At 61.8% G+C, this 17,884-nt stretch carries 16 protein-coding genes and 1 tRNA gene; 8 read left to right on the plus strand and 9 right to left on the minus strand.

The window, feature by feature from the left end:
* Positions 1–20 precede the first annotated feature (20 nt).
* Entirely contained in the window at positions 21–425 is a 405-nt protein-coding gene (locus JMY24_RS15205; RefSeq protein ID WP_128584210.1) for a PaaI family thioesterase, read from the minus strand.
* A 200-nt stretch (positions 426–625) separates the two neighbouring features.
* Between JMY24_RS15205 and JMY24_RS15210 the strand changes: the two genes are divergently transcribed.
* The 6 genes from JMY24_RS15210 (at position 626) to JMY24_RS15235 (ending at position 6,867) form a co-directional block, all read left to right on the plus strand.
* Positions 626–701 (plus strand) — tRNA-Lys (locus JMY24_RS15210).
* Between the two features lie 362 nt (positions 702–1,063).
* Positions 1,064–3,277, plus strand: a complete 2,214-nt coding sequence (locus JMY24_RS15215) for a TonB-dependent receptor (RefSeq protein ID WP_128594025.1) — start codon at positions 1,064–1,066, stop codon at positions 3,275–3,277.
* A gap of 100 nt (positions 3,278–3,377) precedes the next feature.
* The gene (locus JMY24_RS15220; RefSeq protein WP_128594024.1) at positions 3,378–4,064 is read left to right on the plus strand and encodes a Fe2+-dependent dioxygenase; all 687 of its coding nucleotides are present in this window, start codon (positions 3,378–3,380) and stop codon (positions 4,062–4,064) included.
* Between the two features lie 287 nt (positions 4,065–4,351).
* A complete protein-coding gene (locus JMY24_RS15225; RefSeq protein WP_128594023.1) occupies positions 4,352–5,005 on the plus strand; it encodes a peroxiredoxin in 654 nt (217 codons plus the stop codon).
* A gap of 75 nt (positions 5,006–5,080) precedes the next feature.
* Entirely contained in the window at positions 5,081–6,151 is a 1,071-nt protein-coding gene (locus JMY24_RS15230; RefSeq protein ID WP_201702358.1) for an MBL fold metallo-hydrolase, read from the plus strand.
* 128 nt (positions 6,152–6,279) lie between these two features.
* The gene (locus JMY24_RS15235; protein WP_128594022.1) at positions 6,280–6,867 is read left to right on the plus strand and encodes a LysE family translocator; all 588 of its coding nucleotides are present in this window, start codon (positions 6,280–6,282) and stop codon (positions 6,865–6,867) included.
* Positions 6,868–6,887: 20 nt separating this feature from the next.
* Here the strand turns inward: JMY24_RS15235 and JMY24_RS15240 are convergent, their stop codons facing one another.
* The 7 genes from JMY24_RS15240 to JMY24_RS38370 all read right to left on the minus strand — a co-directional run bounded on the left by JMY24_RS15240 (position 6,888) and on the right by JMY24_RS38370 (position 12,663).
* Positions 6,888–7,733 (minus strand): AraC family transcriptional regulator, encoded by an 846-nt coding sequence (locus tag JMY24_RS15240; protein WP_128594021.1) that lies wholly within the window; start codon positions 7,731–7,733, stop codon positions 6,888–6,890.
* 148 nt (positions 7,734–7,881) lie between these two features.
* Complete coding sequence (locus JMY24_RS15245) at positions 7,882–8,676, minus strand: ABC transporter substrate-binding protein (protein ID WP_128594020.1); 795 nt, start codon at positions 8,674–8,676, stop codon at positions 7,882–7,884.
* Between the two features lie 119 nt (positions 8,677–8,795).
* Positions 8,796–9,950 carry a pyridoxal phosphate-dependent aminotransferase gene (locus tag JMY24_RS15250; protein ID WP_128594019.1) on the minus strand — a complete coding sequence of 385 codons (1,155 nt, stop codon included), beginning with the start codon at positions 9,948–9,950 and terminating at the stop codon, positions 8,796–8,798.
* Between the two features lie 398 nt (positions 9,951–10,348).
* Entirely contained in the window at positions 10,349–11,752 is a 1,404-nt protein-coding gene (gene dbpA, locus JMY24_RS15255; RefSeq protein ID WP_201702337.1) for an ATP-dependent RNA helicase DbpA, read from the minus strand.
* 35 nt (positions 11,753–11,787) lie between these two features.
* A complete protein-coding gene (locus JMY24_RS15260; protein ID WP_128584204.1) occupies positions 11,788–11,988 on the minus strand; it encodes a hypothetical protein in 201 nt (66 codons plus the stop codon).
* 44 nt (positions 11,989–12,032) lie between these two features.
* Positions 12,033–12,464, minus strand: coding sequence for a Cd(II)/Pb(II)-responsive transcriptional regulator (gene cadR, locus JMY24_RS15265; protein ID WP_128594017.1), 432 nt, complete (start codon positions 12,462–12,464; stop codon positions 12,033–12,035).
* A gap of 49 nt (positions 12,465–12,513) precedes the next feature.
* The gene (locus JMY24_RS38370) at positions 12,514–12,663 is read right to left on the minus strand and encodes a hypothetical protein (protein ID WP_236597407.1); all 150 of its coding nucleotides are present in this window, start codon (positions 12,661–12,663) and stop codon (positions 12,514–12,516) included.
* Positions 12,664–12,687: 24 nt separating this feature from the next.
* Between JMY24_RS38370 and JMY24_RS15270 the strand changes: the two genes are divergently transcribed.
* A complete protein-coding gene (locus tag JMY24_RS15270) occupies positions 12,688–14,868 on the plus strand; it encodes a heavy metal translocating P-type ATPase (RefSeq protein ID WP_459564425.1) in 2,181 nt (726 codons plus the stop codon).
* A 29-nt stretch (positions 14,869–14,897) separates the two neighbouring features.
* Here the strand turns inward: JMY24_RS15270 and JMY24_RS15275 are convergent, their stop codons facing one another.
* The gene (locus JMY24_RS15275; RefSeq protein WP_128594015.1) at positions 14,898–15,959 is read right to left on the minus strand and encodes a helix-turn-helix domain-containing protein; all 1,062 of its coding nucleotides are present in this window, start codon (positions 15,957–15,959) and stop codon (positions 14,898–14,900) included.
* 344 nt (positions 15,960–16,303) lie between these two features.
* Between JMY24_RS15275 and adh the strand changes: the two genes are divergently transcribed.
* The gene (gene adh / locus JMY24_RS15280; protein WP_201702339.1) at positions 16,304–17,824 is read left to right on the plus strand and encodes an aldehyde dehydrogenase; all 1,521 of its coding nucleotides are present in this window, start codon (positions 16,304–16,306) and stop codon (positions 17,822–17,824) included.
* Positions 17,825–17,884: the final 60 nt, after the last annotated feature.

A 17,884-nucleotide genomic window follows, 5' to 3' on the forward strand; every position in this document is an offset into this window, starting at 1 on the left:
AATGCTGTCTGGCGAGCGGTTTATGCGAGCAACGCGTAAGTAGTGGTTGCGTGAACCGCCATGTTGCCGGACTCGTCCAGCAGCTCGACTTCGCCGAACACGAGATTGCGGCCGAGCCGCAGTACGCGGGCAGTGATCAGCACATCGCCGTTGCGCACAGCACGCATGAAGCTGATGTTGAGCGACACTGTTGTCATCGGCTTGAAGCCGCCGAGCGCGGCCGATATGGCGACGATCATCGCGGTGTCGGCCGCCGCCATGAACACCTGTCCGCAGATGACGCCACCTGAATGGCGCAGTTCGCCCGAAAAGGGCAGGCGAAGCGTCGCGCTGTCCGCGTCGACCTTCACGGGGGTCAGCGCCAGCGCTCGGACCCAGGGCGCGAGGACGCGGTCGAGCAATTCGGTGATCTCTTTGTCATCCATGGCAATTCCCCGTTGAAAGCCGCGCGACGCATGAGCGGCGAGTGTCCGCGACATCATACCGGGACGTCGAACGCGGCGCGTTCCCGGCGGCGCCGGTTTTCGCGAGCGATGGCTCTACCGGAACGACACCGTATTTTTAAGAAATCTGCTAAAGGGGGCTTGGCAATGGTTCGAACATGCTGCATAATTTCGCTTCTGTTGGGGCGTTAGCTCAGTTGGTAGAGCAGCGGACTCTTAATCCGTAGGTCGAGTGTTCGAGTCACTCACGCCCCACCAAAGAATTTGAAAGGCCGGTTTAGCGAAAGCTAACCGGCCTTTTTCGTTTGCCGATGCGCGCCAAATTGAATCGCAGTTGCGCCTCGCCACTCTGTCTAGCCCGCGGAAAAGCACAAGCCTTCCAACCCACGTCCCCGCCGCCCACCGTCGCCCCAAAGCCGCAACCCCAATTCGCCCGCAGAAAAATTTCCCATGCGTAACGAATTATTGCGAACTATTATCATCCGTGTAATGATACTGATTCTCATTTGAGAATAAGACGATGGGTCCGTAACCTCTTGGGCAGACAGTCCGCCTGTCGGTGCCGCGGGGGCGTCGGCATCCGTCGAATCAGAAAAATAGCGACAACGACAGGGTTATCGATGTTCCGAAACACGCCTCTCGCGGCGGCCGTTCTGGTCGCGTTCGCGACGCCGCTCTACGCTCAATCGACCGCAACGCCCGCGACCGGCGCCCAGCCGACGTCACCCGCTTCCGCTTCGAGCGCGAGCGCGGAAAGCGCCACATTGCCCACCGTCAAGGTGACGGGTCAAAACAGCCCGTCCGCGGATTTCGCGCCTGACGTGTCGAGCGTCGGCGCAAAAGTGCCGACCGCGTTGCGCGACATTCCGCAAGCCGCGGTAGTGGTGCCGAAGGCGGTGCTGCAATCGCAAGCCGCGAGTTCCTTCACCGACGCGCTGCGCAACGTGCCGGGCATCACGATCGGTGCCGCTGAAGGCGGGCAAATCGGCAACAACATCAACCTGCGCGGCTTCTCGGCGCGCACCGACATCTACCTCGACAGTTTTCGCGATCGTGGCCAGTACTATCGCGACACGTTCAACCTCGAATCGATCGACGTGCTGTACGGCCCGTCGTCCCTCTACTTCGGCCGAGGCTCCACGGGCGGCGTCATCAATCAGGTCAGCAAGCAACCGACGCTCAAGCCCCGCGCCGATGTGTCGGTGCAGGCCGGCACGCATGACCGCTACCGCACCACGCTCGACCTGAACACGCCGATCACGTCGACCTCCGCATTCCGGATCAACGCGTTCGGCCAAAGCCTGGGCTCGTCGCGCGACGTGATGAAGAGCAAGGACTACGGCGTCGCGCCCGAAGTGAAATTCGGCATCGGCACGCCGACGGAAATCACACTGTCCGCGCTGATCCAGCACAACCGCGATCAGCCCGACTACGGCATTCCGGCGCTCAACGGTCATCCCGCGCCAGTGAATCGCGGCACGTTCTACGGCTTCACCGACGACCGCACGATCCAGGACGTGCAGACGCTGAACGCGCGCATCGAACATCGCTTCAACGACAACCTCAAGCTGCGCAACCAGACCCAGTTCAGCCACTACAGCACGGAAGCGCGCGCGACGAACGCGGCGTCGGTGCTCACCGGTCCGCTGCCGACGTCCACGGCATTGACCAACGGCAACTACACGACTATCGATCCGTCGCGACTGTTCGTGAAGCTGCAGGGCAAGGACCGCAACATCAACGACCACTCGGTCTACAACTCGACAGACGTCGAGGCGAAGTTCAACACCGGCTTCATCAAGCACGATGTCGTCGCGGGCGTCGATCTGAGCCACGAGACGTACAGTAACCAGAGTTTCGCCACCACCACGCCGGGCCTGCCGTCGAACACGATCGCCATCGTGCCGCTGGTCGATCCGACTTATACGACGCGCCCGTCGAATGCGAAAACCGTGGCGACGAACCTTGCGGAGTCGAGCGCGAACGGCGTCGGCATCTACGCGAACGACACCGTTTCGATCGGCGAACATTGGAAGATCGTGGGCGGCCTTCGCTGGGACCGCTACGAAGCGTCGATTCATAACTCGATCAATTTGCCTTCGTACGCCACCCAGACGAACTACTTCACGAGCGTTCGCGGCGGCGTGATCTGGCAGCCAGCCGACTGGCAGTCTTACTACGTGTCGTACGGTACGTCGTTCAATCCGTCGCTCGAAGCGCTCACACTCACGAACAACACGCAGAGCCTGCCGCCCGAGCACAACAAGTCGTATGAGGTGGGCGCTAAGTGGGATCTGCTGGGCGGCGGCCTGTCCGTCACCCAATCGCTCTTCAACATCGAGAAGACGAACGCGCGCACGCTCAATGCGGACGGCAGCTACACGCTCGACGGTGACGTCCGCGTACGTGGCTATCAGCTTGGCCTCGCGGGCCACATCACCGACAAGTGGCAAGTGTTCGGCGGCTACACGTACATGGACGCGACGATCCTGAAGGCGCTAGACGGCACGACCGGCAAGACGCCTGCGAACACGCCGCGCAACATGCTTACGCTGTGGACGACGTATGCGTTCACGCCGCATTGGGAAATCGGCGGCGGTCCGATCTACACATCGTCGCGTTATGCCGCGAACAACAATTTCGTGAAGGTCGGCGGCTACACGCGGTGGGATGCAATGGCCGCGTATCACGCGAAAAAGTATGACGTCCAGTTCAACGTGCTGAACTTGACGGACAAGAACTACTACGACGCGCTAATTCCGTCGGACGGCGGACGCGCGGTGCCAGGCAACGGCCGCACGTTCCTCGCGACGTTAAACTACCGGTTCTTCTGATCGCCGGAACCGGCGACCAACGTCACGCACGCCGCGCGCTTTGCTGATGCCGCTCTGTCACGCAGCGGAAAAGCGCGCGGTTTCGCAGGAAAGTCCGACCATGATTGTCTCGATCCCCGACGTATTCAGCCCCGCCGACGCCGCCGCAATGCGCGCGCATCTCGAAGCGTCGACGGACGCATGGGTGGACGGCCGCGCGACGGCCGGCTATCAGGGCGCGCCAGTCAAGCGTAACCAGCAGATCGCGGAAGGCTCGCCGATTGCGCTGGAAATGGGCGACCGGATCATCGCGGCGCTCGAGCGGCATCCGCTCTTTATCAGCGCGGTGCTGCCCAACAAGGTTTATCCGCCGCTGTTCAACCGCTATGAAGGCGGCATGCATTTCGGCAGCCATGTGGACGGCGCCATTCGCCTCGTGCCTGGGAGCGGCGCGCGCGTGCGCACGGACGTATCGGTCACGCTCTTCCTCACGCCTCCCGACGAATACGACGGCGGCGAACTGCTCATAGAAGATACTTTCGGCGTACAGGAAGTGAAGCTGCCCGCCGGCCATGCAATCGTTTACCCCGGCACCAGTCTGCACCAGGTGCGGCCCGTAACGCGCGGTGCGCGCGTGTCGAGTTTCTTCTGGGTGCAAAGCCTCGTGCGCGACGATACACAGCGTGCGATGCTGTTCGACATGGACGGCGCGATCCAGCGTCTGAATGCGTCGAACGCGGACGATGCCGCGCGCCGCACGCTCGTCGGCTGTTATCACAACCTGCTGCGCATGTGGAGCGATACGTAAATTCGTAAGAAACGGCGGATTTGCCCTGCAAGCTGGCTAGAGCGATGCGCATTTTTGTCCTACGCTTTAAGCGCGACGCGTAGCGCATCGGTATTTTCGGCTTCACAGCATCCAGCGAAAAGTTCTGCATTCGCTGCGTTCGCATGGTCCTCCCGCGCAAATACAGTCCAACCGGCAGGAGGCTGATCGTGAGTCAAGCAATCGCCTGATCGAACAGTCAGGCAGCCCGGGGACCGCCTCTTCGACAAGCGGCGCCAGTGCCCGGCGCACTCTCATGGAGGATGACGATGTCGATTCGACTTGGAGAAGAAGCCCCCGATTTCACTGCCGAAACCACCGAAGGCACGATTCATTTTCACGAATGGATCGGCGACCACTGGGTGATTCTGTTTTCGCATCCGAAGGATTTCACGCCTGTATGCACCACTGAGCTTGGCTATATGGCCGGGCTCAAGCCGGAATTCGACAAGCGCAATACGAAGATCATCGGCCTGAGTGTCGACCCCGTCAGCGATCACCAGAACTGGGTGAAGGATATCGAAGAGACGCAGGGCCACGCGGTCAACTACCCGCTCATCGGCGATGCGGACCTGAATGTCGCGAAGCTCTACGACATGATCCACCCGAACGCGAGCGGCGGCACGCGCACCGCGGCCGACAACGCAACGGTACGCTCGGTGTTCCTCATCGGGCCGGACAAGAAGGTCAAGGCAATGCTGGTGTATCCAATGAGCGCAGGGCGCAACTTCGACGAAGTACTGCGTCTGCTCGATTCGCTGCAGCTGAACGCAAAGCATACGGTGGCGACGCCCGTGAACTGGAAGCCCGGAGACGATGTCATTATTCCGACATCCGTTTCGAACGATGACGCGATGAAGAAATACCCCGAAGGATTCAAGACCGTGAAGCCTTATCTGCGGTTCGTCACACAGCCGCAGTAAATTGCGGTGCAGTGAACCGGGCGCATTGCATGCGCCCGGTTTTTTCGACGATGCAGGCCACGGAGCAAAATCGTGTTGATCTTCCGGCAGCTATTCGACCAGCAATCGTCGACGTACACCTATCTTCTCGCCGACAGCACAACGCAGGAGGCGATTCTCATCGATCCGGTTTTCGAGCAGGTGCGCCGCGATACCGCGCTCATCGAGGAACTCGGGCTGCGCCTGCTATATACGATCGACACGCACGTGCACGCCGATCATGTAACGGGCGCGTGGATGCTCAAACGCCGCACAGGTAGCCAGATTGCGATATCGGCTGCGAGCGGCGCCCAAGGCGCCGACCGCTATCTGAGCGACGGCGAGCACTGCGCGTTCGGCTCACGCCACCTGGAAGTTCGCGCGACGCCCGGCCACACAGACGGCTGCATCAGCCTCGCGCTCGACGACGGCAGCATGATGTTCACCGGCGATTGCCTGCTGATAAGAGGCACGGGCCGCACCGATTTCCAGCACGGCGACGCGCGCGCGATGTTCCGCGCAGTCCAGAACCAGATATTCAGTCAGCCGGATACATGTCTGCTTTACCCGGCCCACGACTATCGCGGCTTAACTGTCACGAGTGTCGGCGAAGAGAGGCGTTTCAATCCGCGCCTGGGTGGTGAGCTATGCGAAGACGATTTTGTCGGATACGTGACGAACCTGCGTCTGCCGCATCCGAAGCAGATTGACATCGCGGTGCCGGCGAACCTCAAGTGCGGCGTCGCCGCGAGCGACCCGACGCAGGCTGCCGAACCGGATTGGGCGCCACTCGCGTACACCTTTGCAGGCATCTGGGAAATCAGCCCGCAATGGCTCGAGGACAATCTCCGCGCTGTGCAGATCGTCGACGTGCGCGAGCCGGATGAATTCGACGGACCACTCGGCCGCATTCCCGCAGCGCGGCTTATTTCACTCGGCGATCTGGCCGCGCGTGCGACTGAGCTCGGGAAAGAGCGCCCGATCGTTGCCGTGTGCCGCGCGGGCGGCCGTTCGGCGCAAGCCACGGTGATACTGCGGCAAGCGGGATTCAACGACGTTGCGAATCTCGCGGGCGGCATGCTGCGTTGGCGCGCGGAAGGCCGCGTCGTCGAAAACGCCGGGATGTAGACGGCAGAATGATCGCGAACCGGGGCGCCGAGCGCCGCCTCGAAAGCAATTTCGTTCAATACACCTTGCCTCGCCGCCGATACCGTTGAGCCGCGTCAATCCCGCGCATTCACGTATCGAGGCACCCGATGTCCGCTTTGCTTTCCATGGCCGCGTTCGCGCTGGCTTCGTCGATTTCGCCTGGCCCGGTCAATGTCGTCGCGCTGAGCGCCGGCGCACAGCACGGATTCGCCGCGAGTCTGCGTCACGTCAGCGGCGCGACCGTCGGCTTCACTTTGCTGCTTCTGCTCATCGGCCTGGGTCTGCACGAACTGCTCGTGCATTTCCCCAATCTCATCAGCATCGTCAAATGGGCCGGGGTCGCGTTTCTGCTGTACATGGCCTACAAACTCGCGCTCGACGACGGCCAGCTCGGCGCCGATAAGCCCTCACGCGGGCCGTCGTTCGCCTATGGCGCGGCGCTGCAATGGCTCAATCCGAAAGCATGGCTCGCGTCGCTGGCCGGCATGGGTGTGTACGCAGCCGACGGCGACGGTGCACTCGTCTGGCAGTTCACCGTGATCTATTTCGTGATCTGCTATCTGTCGATTGCAAGCTGGGCTTATGCCGGAACGTTCTTGCGCCAGTACTTGCAGGCGCCGGAGCGCGTCAGGCTATTCAATCGGATCCTCGCCGCGTTGCTCGCCGCGAGCGCGCTTTACCTGCTTACGACGTAACGCGCCGGGCACGCGTAGCCTCAACTGCGATATTGCCCCGGCGTCGCCGCGACGAGCCGCTTGAAGGTGCGCTGCAAATGCGCCTGATCGGCGAAGCCCGCATCGAGCGCCACGTCTGCAATCAGACGGCCGCGCCTCAGCTGCACGCGGCTGTATTGAATCCGGCGATTGATCAGATACGCGTGCGGCGTCATGCCGTAGCGCTGCTTGAATGCGCGAATCAGATGCGATGCGGACAAGCCGGCCGCATTGCAGATGTCCTCGAGTTTCAGCGGACGCGTACAATTTTCAGCGATGAATTCCGCCGCTCGCGCAAGCTGCCGGCTCGCGTCGTCGTCGGAAAGAGGTGCGGGGTTTAAGCGCTGCTGTACTTCGCAGAAAAACGCAATCGCCGCGCTTTGCTTGCGCAGCAGATCCGCCTCTGTGTCGACGAGAATCGCATGCAGCCGGTTCAGACCATTGAACAGTGCCGAGTCTGTCGTCATGATTTGCGAGAACGCACGAAACGCGTGGTTTTCGCTGAAGCCCAGTTCGTGCTGCAGGCCGGTGAGCCATGCAACGTCGACGTGAAGCATGCGATACGACCAGCACTCGTCCGCAACGGGATTGCACGCGTGAACATCGTCGGGATTCATCAGGACAACCGCACCCGCGCCGGTCCATTCGCGCTCGTGGCGATTCACGTACACGCTGCGTCCACCGGTGATCGCGCCGATGGAGAACGTTTCATGAGAGTGCCTGGCGTAGCAGATCTCGCGGCCGTCCTCGATGGAACGCGCCTCGATGTACGGCAATGCCTCGCAACGCCAGAAACGCGGCTCGCTGGCGCGCTTCGCGTGAGTTATCGCCTCTGTCGTTCCGCTCATTCCCGCGCCTCCGGCTTTTACGTGGACCTCGCAGAAGCAGCAGCCGCAACGAGGCCACTTATCGTAGCCGCCAAACGCTCAGTCAACAAGCGGACTCAGGCGGGACTCGAAGCGCTAGCCGCGAGCCAGGAACCGTGAGCCGAAAGCGTTACTTCGCCGAGATGTCGATATTGCCCAGGTACTTCGCCGCGAGCGTTTTCACGGTGCCGTCGGCCTGCACCTTTGCAATCGCCGCGTTCAGCCGCTCGCGCAGCGCCGTGTCGCCCTTGCGGATGCCGTATGCGATACCGCTGCCCAGAATCTTGTCGTCACGCACCGGCTGTCCGACGAACGCGTAGTCCTTGCCATTGGGCTTCGAAAGAAAACCGGTTTGTCCCGCCGGCGCGAGCACGAGCGTTGCGTCGAGACGCCCCGCGACGAGGTCCGTGTACACCTGGTTCTGATCCTGATACGGCACGACGGTGACGCCAGCCGGTTCCCAGTGCGTCTTCGCGAACGTCTCCTGAATCGACGCCTGCAACACCCCCACGCGTTTGCCTTTCAACGATTCGGGCGTCGGCAGCAGACCGCTGTCGCGCTTTGCGATCAGTTGCGTCGGCACGCGATAGACAACCGTGGTGAAGTCGATCGTCTGTCGGCGCTGTTCCGTTGCGTTCATGGCCGAATTGATCGCGTCGAATTTGCGGCCTTGCAGCGCCGGTATCAAACCGTCGAACGACGTCTCGACCCACTTGCACGTCATATGCGCGGCGACGCACACGGCGTTGCCGACGTCGATGTCGAGACCTTGCAATTCGCCGTTAGGACCCTTGGATTCGAACGGCGGATACTGCGCTTCGAGCCCGAAACGCAGCGTCGATGTATCGGCCGCAACGGCAGCAGACGAGGCCGCCACCGATGCGAATGCGCAGGCCAGCGCCAATAGAGGCTTGAGCAGTTTCATAGCAGGTCCCTTCTCTTTGGTTTCGTTGTAGTGCGAGCACGCATCGTGTGGATGTGAAACCGCGCGACGATCATACTGCGTTCAAAATACACCGCCGTCGCGCCGACGTGCAGTCAATTTCAGATCTCGCATAAACGGCGCGCGCCTTCGATCAGCGTTGCGTCGTCCTTCGAAAAACTCAGGCGAATCAGGCCCGAATCGGTGCCGTCACTGTAAAACGCGGACAGCGGAATCGTCGCGACGCGCGCATCCCGAATCAGGCGTAACACGAAATCGCTATCGCCCTCGTCGGAGAATCCTCGGAAACGCGCGAGCATAAAGAAGCTGCCCTCGCTCGGCAACAGCTCGAAGCGCGATTCGGAAAGCGCATGCGCGAGCAGATCGCGCTTTTGCTCATAGAACGCGGACAGGCCGAGGTAACTTTCGCGATTGGACAATGCGTCGACGAACGCATACTGCATCGGTGTATCGGCGGAAAACACCATGAACTGATGAACTTTGCGGATCTCGTTCATCAGCTCGGCGGGGGCGAGGCAATAGCCGACGCGCCAGCCGGTGACGTGATACGACTTACCAAACGACGACACGATGACGCTGCGTTCCGCCAGTTCGCTATGGCACGCCATGCTCTGATGTTTCGCGCCGTCGAACACCACGTGTTCGTAGACCTCGTCGGCGAGAATCACAATGTCCGTGTTGCGCGTGATTGCTTTCAATCGCGCGACGTCGGCTTCGCTGAATACGGTCGCAGTCGGATTGTGCGGCGTGTTGATGATGATCATGCGAGTTTTCGGCGTGATCGCGGCGGCGACCTCGTCCCAGTTCACACGAAAATCGCTCAGCGACAACTTGATCGGCACGGGCGTCGCGCCTTGCAGCCGAACGATCGGCCCATAGCTGTCGAACGAAGGCTCGAAGTAAATCACTTCGTCGCCTGGGTGCACCAGCGCACTGATCGTCGAATAAAGGCCTTCGCTCGCGCTCGCGATCACCGTCACTTCGCTCGCCGGGTCGTAGCGCACGCCGTAGAGGGTTTGCACTTTGTCGGCGAGCGCTTCACGCAGCGCCGCGATGCCGGCCATCGGCGCGTACTGGTTGTGGCCGGCGCGCATAGCCTGCGCGACGCCGTCGACCAGCTTCGCGTCCGGCGCGAAGTTCGGCGCGCCTTGCGACAGGTTCAGCGCATCGTGTTGTGCGGCCAGTTGACCGATCACTGTGAAGATCGTCGTGCCAACGTCAGGCAATTTTGAGCGGGCTTGCGTAGCGCTCTGCATAAGGCTTCTCCCTATCTCCATCCGGCGGCGGATTGGCGGCCGCGGATCGCGCGGCCGTACATTCCGGTCGAGTGCCGGTTGAGTGATTAGGCATCAGCCAAAGAACCGTCACAATCGAAACTTTGTCATGCGCGGCATGCGTTTATGTCATGACCCGCAAGACCGCGCCCGCCCTTGGAAGCGGCCGCAGGCGGAATTCGACGGGAGAAAGAAGCACCCATGGCTGAAGATGAAAATCTTCGAGGTATGACCGGAGGTGATGCGGCTGCGGGCGCAGTGCACGCGGAGTAAGCGGCCCGCGCGACGCGGGGCCGAGCCGATGCGCCGCAGCAATAGTCGCGGCAGGAGCGGTCGGCATACCTATGCCGACGCGCCGCCCCCGCCACTTTGCCGCCGGATCAGGCGTCGTCCATCAAGCGGACTTTGACCTTCTTGCCCTTCACCTTGCCCGCGCTCAGCTTGCGCACCGCGTCTCGCGCAACGCTGCGTTCGATCGCCACATATGTCGACATCTCGGTCACGTTGATCTTGCCGATCTGGGAGCCGGCGAAACCCGCCTCGCCAGTCAGCGCGCCGAGCACGTCGCCGGGACGGATTTTTTCCTTGCGGCCGCCGAGAATCTGCAGCGTTTCCATCGGCGGCAATAGCGGCTCATTGCTGGCCGCCGTCAGTTCGGAGAGCTTGTGCCATTCGACTTCGCGCTTTTGCGCCTGCTCCAGACTGCCGACGCGCCCCATCTCGTTCATGCTCGCGAGGCTCAACGCCCAGCCCTCCTGATCGGCACGCCCGGTGCGGCCGATACGATGCACATGCACTTCCGGATCGGGCGTTACGTCGACGTTGATCACTGCTTCCAGTTGCGCGATGTCGAGGCCACGCGCCGCGACGTCGGTCGCGACCAGCACCGAGCAGCTGCGGTTTGCAAACTGGATGAGCACCTGATCGCGTTCGCGTTGATCGAGTTCGCCATGCAGCGCGAGCGCATGAAAACTCTGGGCGCGCAAAACGTCCAGCAGATCTCGGCATTGCTGCTTGGTATTGCAAAAAGCCAGCGTGCTCACCGGGCGATAGTGGTTCAGCAACAGGCCGACGGCATGCAGACGTTCGTCCTCGGTCACTTCATAGAAGCGTTGGCGGATCTTCGTATTGTCGTGCCGTTCGGCGAGCTTCACTTCCTTCGGATTCCGCAGGAATTGCTGACTGAGCTTGACGATGCCTTCAGGGTAGGTGGCCGAGAAAAGCAGCGTCTGCCGCTCCTTCGGGCATTGCTTGACGACCGTCGCGATGTCGTCGAAGAAACCCATGTCGAGCATGCGGTCCGCTTCGTCCAGCACGAGGGTGTTCAGCGACTGCAGAGGCAGGCTGCCGCGCTCGAGGTGATCCATGATGCGGCCCGGCGTGCCGACGACGATATGCGTGCCGTGTTCGAGGCTCGCGGTTTGCGGACGCATCGGCGTGCCGCCGCACAAGGTCAGAACCTTGATGTTTTCTTCCGCGCGCGCGAGACGGCGGATCTCCTGCGTGACCTGATCGGCGAGTTCGCGCGTCGGACATAGCACCATGGCCTGCACGGCGAAGTTGCGCACGTCGAGACGCGCGAGCAGCGCCAGCGAAAACGCAGCGGTCTTGCCGCTGCCGGTTTTCGCCTGCGCGATCAGATCGTGGCCGGCGAGCGCGATGGGCAAGCTCGCAGCCTGGATCGGCGTCATCTCGACATAGCCGAGTTGCGTGAGATTCGCCAGCGCGGCGGGCGGCAGCGGCAACTGACTAAACGGAGCGCCGGCGGTGGTGGGACTGTTCATAAGATGATGACTCGTTGTCGGCTGAAGGCGAGAGACTATTCGGCCACGGGGCCGGGAAAGGGGCGGCCTTCCATCTGCTCGTACAGCACCGAGCCGTCGTCCCCTTCAAAGCGCTCGACATAATTGCGCGCGCCGCACATCGGACAACGGAATAGCAGACCCTGTCCCTCGTTCTTGATGACGACGTCTGACTGCTCCCACTGTGCGCCGCAGGACTGATTTCTACATGTGAACACGTTGCTTCTCCAACTGGATCCGATTATTGATTCGACTGGACGCATCAACCGAGATGCGTATGCCGCGCACGCGGCGCGCTCACGTCCATTTCGCTGAGACCCTGCACGATGCCGCAGTCTTCGACGGCCTGTTCGCCGTGGCATTGCTCACGCAGCGTGCGCAGTTGCGCCTTGAGTTGCTGCAGTTCGTCGATGCGCGTATCGACGTGCGCAATATGCTCGTCGATCAGATCATTGATACCGCCGCAGCCGTTAGCCGGCGCGTCGGTGAGACGCAGCAGCGCGCGGATTTCGTCGTGGGTCATGTCGAGCGCGCGGCAATTGCGAATGAAGCGCAGCCGCTCCACATGCGTCGCGGTGTAGCTGCGGTAATTGGCCTCGGTGCGCTCCGCTTCGGGCAACAGCCCTTCTTTCTCGTAGAAACGGATGGTTTCGGTCGTGCAATGGGCGATTTTCGCCAATTCGCCGATTTTCATGGGCCCTCCCGATACCGGCCTTGACCTTGTAGTGGCTTCAAGGTGTTTACTAGACCACAAATCGAACGAGGAAGCCACCATGCCGCACGCTCACGAGGCAAATGCCGACCGTGCCGAACAGCCCGACGCCTGCGCCCACAAGCATGAAAACCATGCACATGACCATGCGGGTGGCGACTGTTGCGGCGCCTCGGCTCATGCCCCCGCGCGATTGGAGGCGCAATTGCTGCCGTTCAAAGCGATTAGCGGTGATGTGCGCACCGCGATCCGCATCATGCAAATGGATTGCCCGACCGAAGAAGCGCTGATCCGCAAGAAGTTCAGCCGCATGCCGGACGTGCGCGGCATCGAATTCAATCTCATGCAGCGCGTGCTGACCGTTGCGCACGCGCCCGACGCGCTCGACTCCATTCTCGCCGCGCTTCGTTCGCTCGACTTCACGCCAGAAATCGCGCGCCCGGATTCACAGTCTTCGCAACAGGCCGCTGAACAGCCCACTCAACCGGTCGCGCCTCGTCAGCCGAGGCCTTGGTGGCCGCTTGCTTTCGCCGGCGTTGCTGCGGGAGCCTCAGAGGCTGCAGGCTGGCTCGGCGCACCCGTCTGGATGGCAGCGGGTCTCGCGATCATCGCGATCGCTTCCTGCGGCCTGACAACGTACCGCAAGGGCTGGCTCGCCATTCGCCACGGAAACCTGAACATCAACGCGCTGATGAGCATTGCGGTGACCGGTGCGTTGATCCTGCGTCAATGGCCCGAAGCGGCGATGGTGATGGTGCTCTTCACCATCGCCGAACTGATCGAAGCAAAGTCGCTCGACCGCGCCCGCAGTGCAATCCAGGGGCTGATGCAACTCACGCCCGAACAGGCGAGCGTGCAGCAGCCCGACGGCACCTGGCGGCTTATAGATCTCAACGCGATCGCGGTCGGCGCGCTGGTTCGCGTGAGGCCGGGCGAGCGGATTGCACTCGACGGAGAGCTCGTCGCAGGGCGTTCGAGCGTGGACCAGGCGCCCATCACGGGAGAAAGTCTGCCGGTCGACAAGGCCGTCGGCGATGCCGTGTTCGCAGGCACCGTCAACCAGACCGGCTCGTTCGACTACCGCGTGACGGCGGTGGCCAGCAACACGACGCTTGCGCGCATCATTCACGCCGTCGAGGAAGCGCAAGGCACCAAAGCGCCCACACAACGTTTCGTCGACCAGTTCGCGCGCTTCTACACGCCGCTCGTGTTCGCCGTTGCGCTCGCGGTGGCACTCGTGCCGCCGCTCTTCTTCGGCGGGATGTGGCAAGCGTGGATCTACAAGGCGCTGGTGATGCTGGTGATCGCGTGTCCGTGCGCGCTCGTGATTTCGACGCCGGTGACTATCGTCAGCGGTCTTGCCGCAGCCGCGCGCAAGGGCATTCTCATCAAGGGCGGCGCTTTCCTGGAACAAGGCCGCAAGCTGAGCCGCCTGGCGTTCGATAAAACCGGCACGATCACGCACGGCAAACCGGTGCAAACCGATTTTGCGATGCTCGGCGATGCCGATGCCGATGCCGATGCCCATGCCGACGCCCACACCGCGCGGTGCCGGACGCTTGCCGCGAGTCTTGCGGCGCGCTCGGATCATCCTGTGTCAATGGCAATTGCGGCGGCAGCAAAGAACGACGGTGTGGGCAACGTCACTGTCGATTCGTTCGAAGCGCTCGCGGGACGCGGCGTGCGCGGCGAGATAAACGGCTTGACGTACTGGCTGGGCAATCATCGGCTCGCTGAAGAACTCGGGCGATGCTCGCCGTCACTCGAAGCGCGGCTCGACGCACTCGAACGGCAAGGCAAGACAGTGGTCGTGTTAAGCGACGCCCGGCGCGTCCTCGCGCTGTTCGCCGTCGCGGATACGGTGAAGGAGACGAGTTCCACCGCTATCGCCGAATTGCACCGCGTGGGCGTCGCCACGGCCATGCTCACCGGCGACAATCCGCATACGGCTGCCGCAATCGCACAGCAAGTGGGTATCGACGAAGCGCGCGGCAATCAGTTGCCGCAAGACAAGCTGGACGCCATCGCGCAGTGGTCGGCCGAGGGCGCGAAGATAGGCATGGTGGGCGACGGCATCAACGACGCGCCCGCGCTTGCACGCGCCGACATCGGCTTCGCGATGGGCGCGATGGGAACCGGCACGGCCATTGAAACTGCCGACGTCGCGTTGATGGACGACGACTTGCGCAAGATCCCGCTCTTCATCCGCCTCTCGAAAGCGACGCATGCCGTGCTGGTGCAAAACATCGCGCTCGCGCTCGGCATCAAGAGCGTGTTCCTGGTGTTGACCGTGATGGGTCTCGGCACCATGTGGATGGCTGTCTTCGCCGATGTTGGCGCGAGCTTGCTGGTAGTGGCCAACGGCTTGCGCTTGCTGCGCAAATAGAAAGCGCAACGCGTCACGCAATGAGGCAACTAGTGCGCAGATAAGCGGCTGCTCGTGACGGATTTGACGCCAATCGTGGCCTTCAAGGTATCCGAGGGCCGCATGCCGAAGAGCTTACGGTAATCGGTTGCAAACTGGCTCATATGCCAGAAGCCCCAAGCGGCCGCCACGTCCTGCACCGAGCGGGAGTCGCGCGATGCGTTGCACAGATCGCGGCGCGCGCCGTTCAGGCGGATCGCCCGCACATACGTTGCCGGCGCCATGCCGAGCACATCCTGAAAGCAGTATTGCAGCGTGCGCCGGCTCACATGCAGACGTTCGCAAAGCTCCGGCACACCGACCGCGCGATCGCGATTGGCGAGCACATAATCGCGCGCTTCAGAGACGATCGACTGACGGCGCGCGCGCGCCGGCATTGCCATCGGTTCAGAAGAAGCGGGCAATGCGCCAGCGTCGAACAGCGACGCCAGCACCGACGCCTGCAAGTTCTCGCGCGCGGTCGACGACAACGGCGCAGCGCTCGCCGCGCCGTGCTCTAGAAGTTCACGCAGCAAAGCACACACACGCTCCTTGCGGGCCATGCCGACCGTCACGACCTCGGTGTCCGGCAATGGCTCCATAAGACTCGCGCGCTCCACTTCCGCTGCGTAGCGACGCAACACCTCTCCTTTCACGACCACGCCGAAAATCTCGTAGCCCGCCGACGTCAGCAGTTCGAACTCGATGCCACCCGGACGAAAGGCGAGCGCGTCGCCACCGATGACTTGCGCGTCGATGCGGCCCGAGCCCGCGCGGCACGTCGGAATGCCGAACCAGTACGCGTCCTTCTGCACTTCGCACGTTTGCCTCAAGGTGTGGCTCGTCGTTTCGACAAACACCTGCATGTAATCGAGGCACAACTCCGTCAAGCCGCCGACAAAGCTTCCCGCCGTCAACTGATCGTAGGTCTGGTGCCAGCCGTGAAGATTGCGCGCCTGTTCGTCTGCGTCGTGAGCGACATGCGTCTGCACGCAGAAGCTTGGCTGCGGCGCGAGCGTGGAGCTTGTGCACACAGCGCTCGCCGCGTTGCTGTTGAGGGTTCCGATCGTCATGGCGAATCCGCGCGATGGAGTATCGAAGAGAAAAAACAAGGCAAGTCCCATGCCGATCGCGCGCGCCTGCTTACCGCACTGATTGCCTCCGCACGCGCCGCGCCGCTGTTCAATTCGTGAACAGCAACAACCGCATTGATCCGAAACGACGCGCCACGCCGCCTTCGATTCGAAGTAAAAACACGCGCCCCGGTGCGCCGGTGCCTGCCGTGCGTGCATGACTCACCAGCCAGGTGCATTGGCATAGATCTGGCTCTACGGTGACGCGGCCGGCTTCAACGGATTGCAACCGAGCGTAACATCGCGCCGGCTATTGCCCATTCAGACATGTGAGGAGCACACAGATGAATCACGCGGAGATGCAGTTTCTGACGACCGAATTCCCCTTCAAGAAGCAATATGCGAACTTTATCGGCGGCGAATGGGTAAAGCCCGCGGGGGGCGAGTACTTCGACAACGTATCGCCGATCACAGGCGAGCCGTTCACCTCGATCCCACGTTCGCGTGAAGCGGATGTCGAACTCGCGCTCGACGCGGCGCACCGTGCTAAAGCAGCGTGGGGCAAAACCTCGACGACCGATCGCGCGAACATTTTGAACCGCATAGCCGACCGGATGGAAGCGAACCTGCAGCGTCTCGCAGTTGCTGAAACGATCGACAACGGCAAGCCGCTGCGCGAAACGATGGCCGCCGATATTCCGCTTGCCATCGACCATTTCCGCTATTTCGCCGGCGCAGTGCGCGCTCAGGAAGGCTCGATCTCCGAGATCGACGACGACACCGTTGCATATCACTTCCACGAACCGCTCGGCGTGGTGGGCCAGATCATCCCGTGGAATTTCCCGATCCTGATGGCCGTGTGGAAGCTTGCGCCCGCGCTCGCGGCCGGCAACTGTGTCGTGCTTAAGCCGGCGGAGCAAACGCCTGCGTCGATTCTCGTACTCGTGGAGCTGATTCAGGATCTGCTGCCTGCCGGCGTGCTGAATGTGGTGAACGGCTTCGGGCTTGAAGCGGGCAAGCCGCTGGCATCGAGCAAGCGCATCGCGAAAATCGCGTTTACCGGTGAGACCACGACCGGCCGCCTCATCATGCAATACGCGAGTCAGAACATCATTCCTGTCACGCTCGAACTCGGCGGCAAGAGTCCCAACATCTTTTTCGCCGACGTGATGAATCAGGACGACAGCTACTTCGACAAGGCACTCGAAGGCTTCGGGATGTTTGCGCTGAATCAGGGCGAAGTATGTACGTGCCCGTCGCGTGTGCTAATCGACGAAAAGATCTACGACCGTTTCATGGAGCGAGCATTGAAGCGCGTCGCGGCCATCACGCAAGGTCACCCGCTCGACACGAGGACGATGATCGGTGCGCAGGCTTCGCAGGAACAGTTGGAGAAGATCCTGTCGTATGTCGACCTTGGCAAGCAGGAGGGCGCCGAGTGTCTGATTGGCGGCGAGCGCAACACGTTGAGCGGTGAGTTGAGCAAAGGCTATTACGTAAAGCCGACCGTGTTTCGCGGCCACAACAAAATGCGCATCTTCCAGGAAGAGATCTTTGGGCCGGTTGTGTCAGTGACCACGTTCAAGACCGAAGACGAAGCGCTCGAGATCGCCAACGATACGCTCTACGGTTTGGGCGCCGGCGTGTGGACTCGCGACGGCACGCGCGCTTATCGCTTCGGCCGGCAGATCCAGGCGGGCCGCGTGTGGACCAATTGCTATCACGCGTATCCGGCGCATGCAGCGTTTGGCGGCTACAAGCAGTCGGGCATCGGCCGGGAAAATCACAAGATGATGCTCGACCACTACCAGCAAACCAAGAACCTTCTCGTCAGCTATAGCGAGAAACCGCTCGGCTTCTTCTAAGCGTTAGCGGCGTAGCGTTAATTGCAGAGCGGGCCGCATTGTGCGGCTCGCTGTGTTTCA

This window comes from Paraburkholderia kirstenboschensis (assembly GCF_904848585.1).
In the GTDB taxonomy this organism is placed as follows: Bacteria; Pseudomonadota; Gammaproteobacteria; order Burkholderiales; family Burkholderiaceae; genus Paraburkholderia; species Paraburkholderia kirstenboschensis.

Excerpts from the sequence above, each read along its gene's own strand:
- JMY24_RS15205 (WP_128584210.1), bottom strand. The coding sequence starts at position 425 with ATGGATGACAAAGAGATCACCGAATTGCTCGACCGCGTCCTCGCGCCC.
- JMY24_RS15215 (WP_128594025.1), top strand. The coding sequence starts at position 1,064 with ATGTTCCGAAACACGCCTCTCGCGGCGGCCGTTCTGGTCGCGTTCGCG.
- JMY24_RS15220 (WP_128594024.1), top strand. The coding sequence starts at position 3,378 with ATGATTGTCTCGATCCCCGACGTATTCAGCCCCGCCGACGCCGCCGCA.
- JMY24_RS15225 (WP_128594023.1), top strand. The coding sequence starts at position 4,352 with ATGTCGATTCGACTTGGAGAAGAAGCCCCCGATTTCACTGCCGAAACC.
- JMY24_RS15235 (WP_128594022.1), top strand. The coding sequence starts at position 6,280 with ATGTCCGCTTTGCTTTCCATGGCCGCGTTCGCGCTGGCTTCGTCGATT.
- JMY24_RS15240 (WP_128594021.1), bottom strand. The coding sequence starts at position 7,733 with ATGAGCGGAACGACAGAGGCGATAACTCACGCGAAGCGCGCCAGCGAG.
- JMY24_RS15245 (WP_128594020.1), bottom strand. The coding sequence starts at position 8,676 with ATGAAACTGCTCAAGCCTCTATTGGCGCTGGCCTGCGCATTCGCATCG.
- JMY24_RS15250 (WP_128594019.1), bottom strand. The coding sequence starts at position 9,950 with ATGCAGAGCGCTACGCAAGCCCGCTCAAAATTGCCTGACGTTGGCACG.
- dbpA (WP_201702337.1), bottom strand. The coding sequence starts at position 11,752 with ATGAACAGTCCCACCACCGCCGGCGCTCCGTTTAGTCAGTTGCCGCTG.
- cadR (WP_128594017.1), bottom strand. The coding sequence starts at position 12,464 with ATGAAAATCGGCGAATTGGCGAAAATCGCCCATTGCACGACCGAAACC.
- JMY24_RS38370 (WP_236597407.1), bottom strand. The coding sequence starts at position 12,663 with ATGAGCCGAGGCGCCGCAACAGTCGCCACCCGCATGGTCATGTGCATG.
- JMY24_RS15275 (WP_128594015.1), bottom strand. The coding sequence starts at position 15,959 with ATGACGATCGGAACCCTCAACAGCAACGCGGCGAGCGCTGTGTGCACA.
- adh (WP_201702339.1), top strand. The coding sequence starts at position 16,304 with ATGAATCACGCGGAGATGCAGTTTCTGACGACCGAATTCCCCTTCAAG.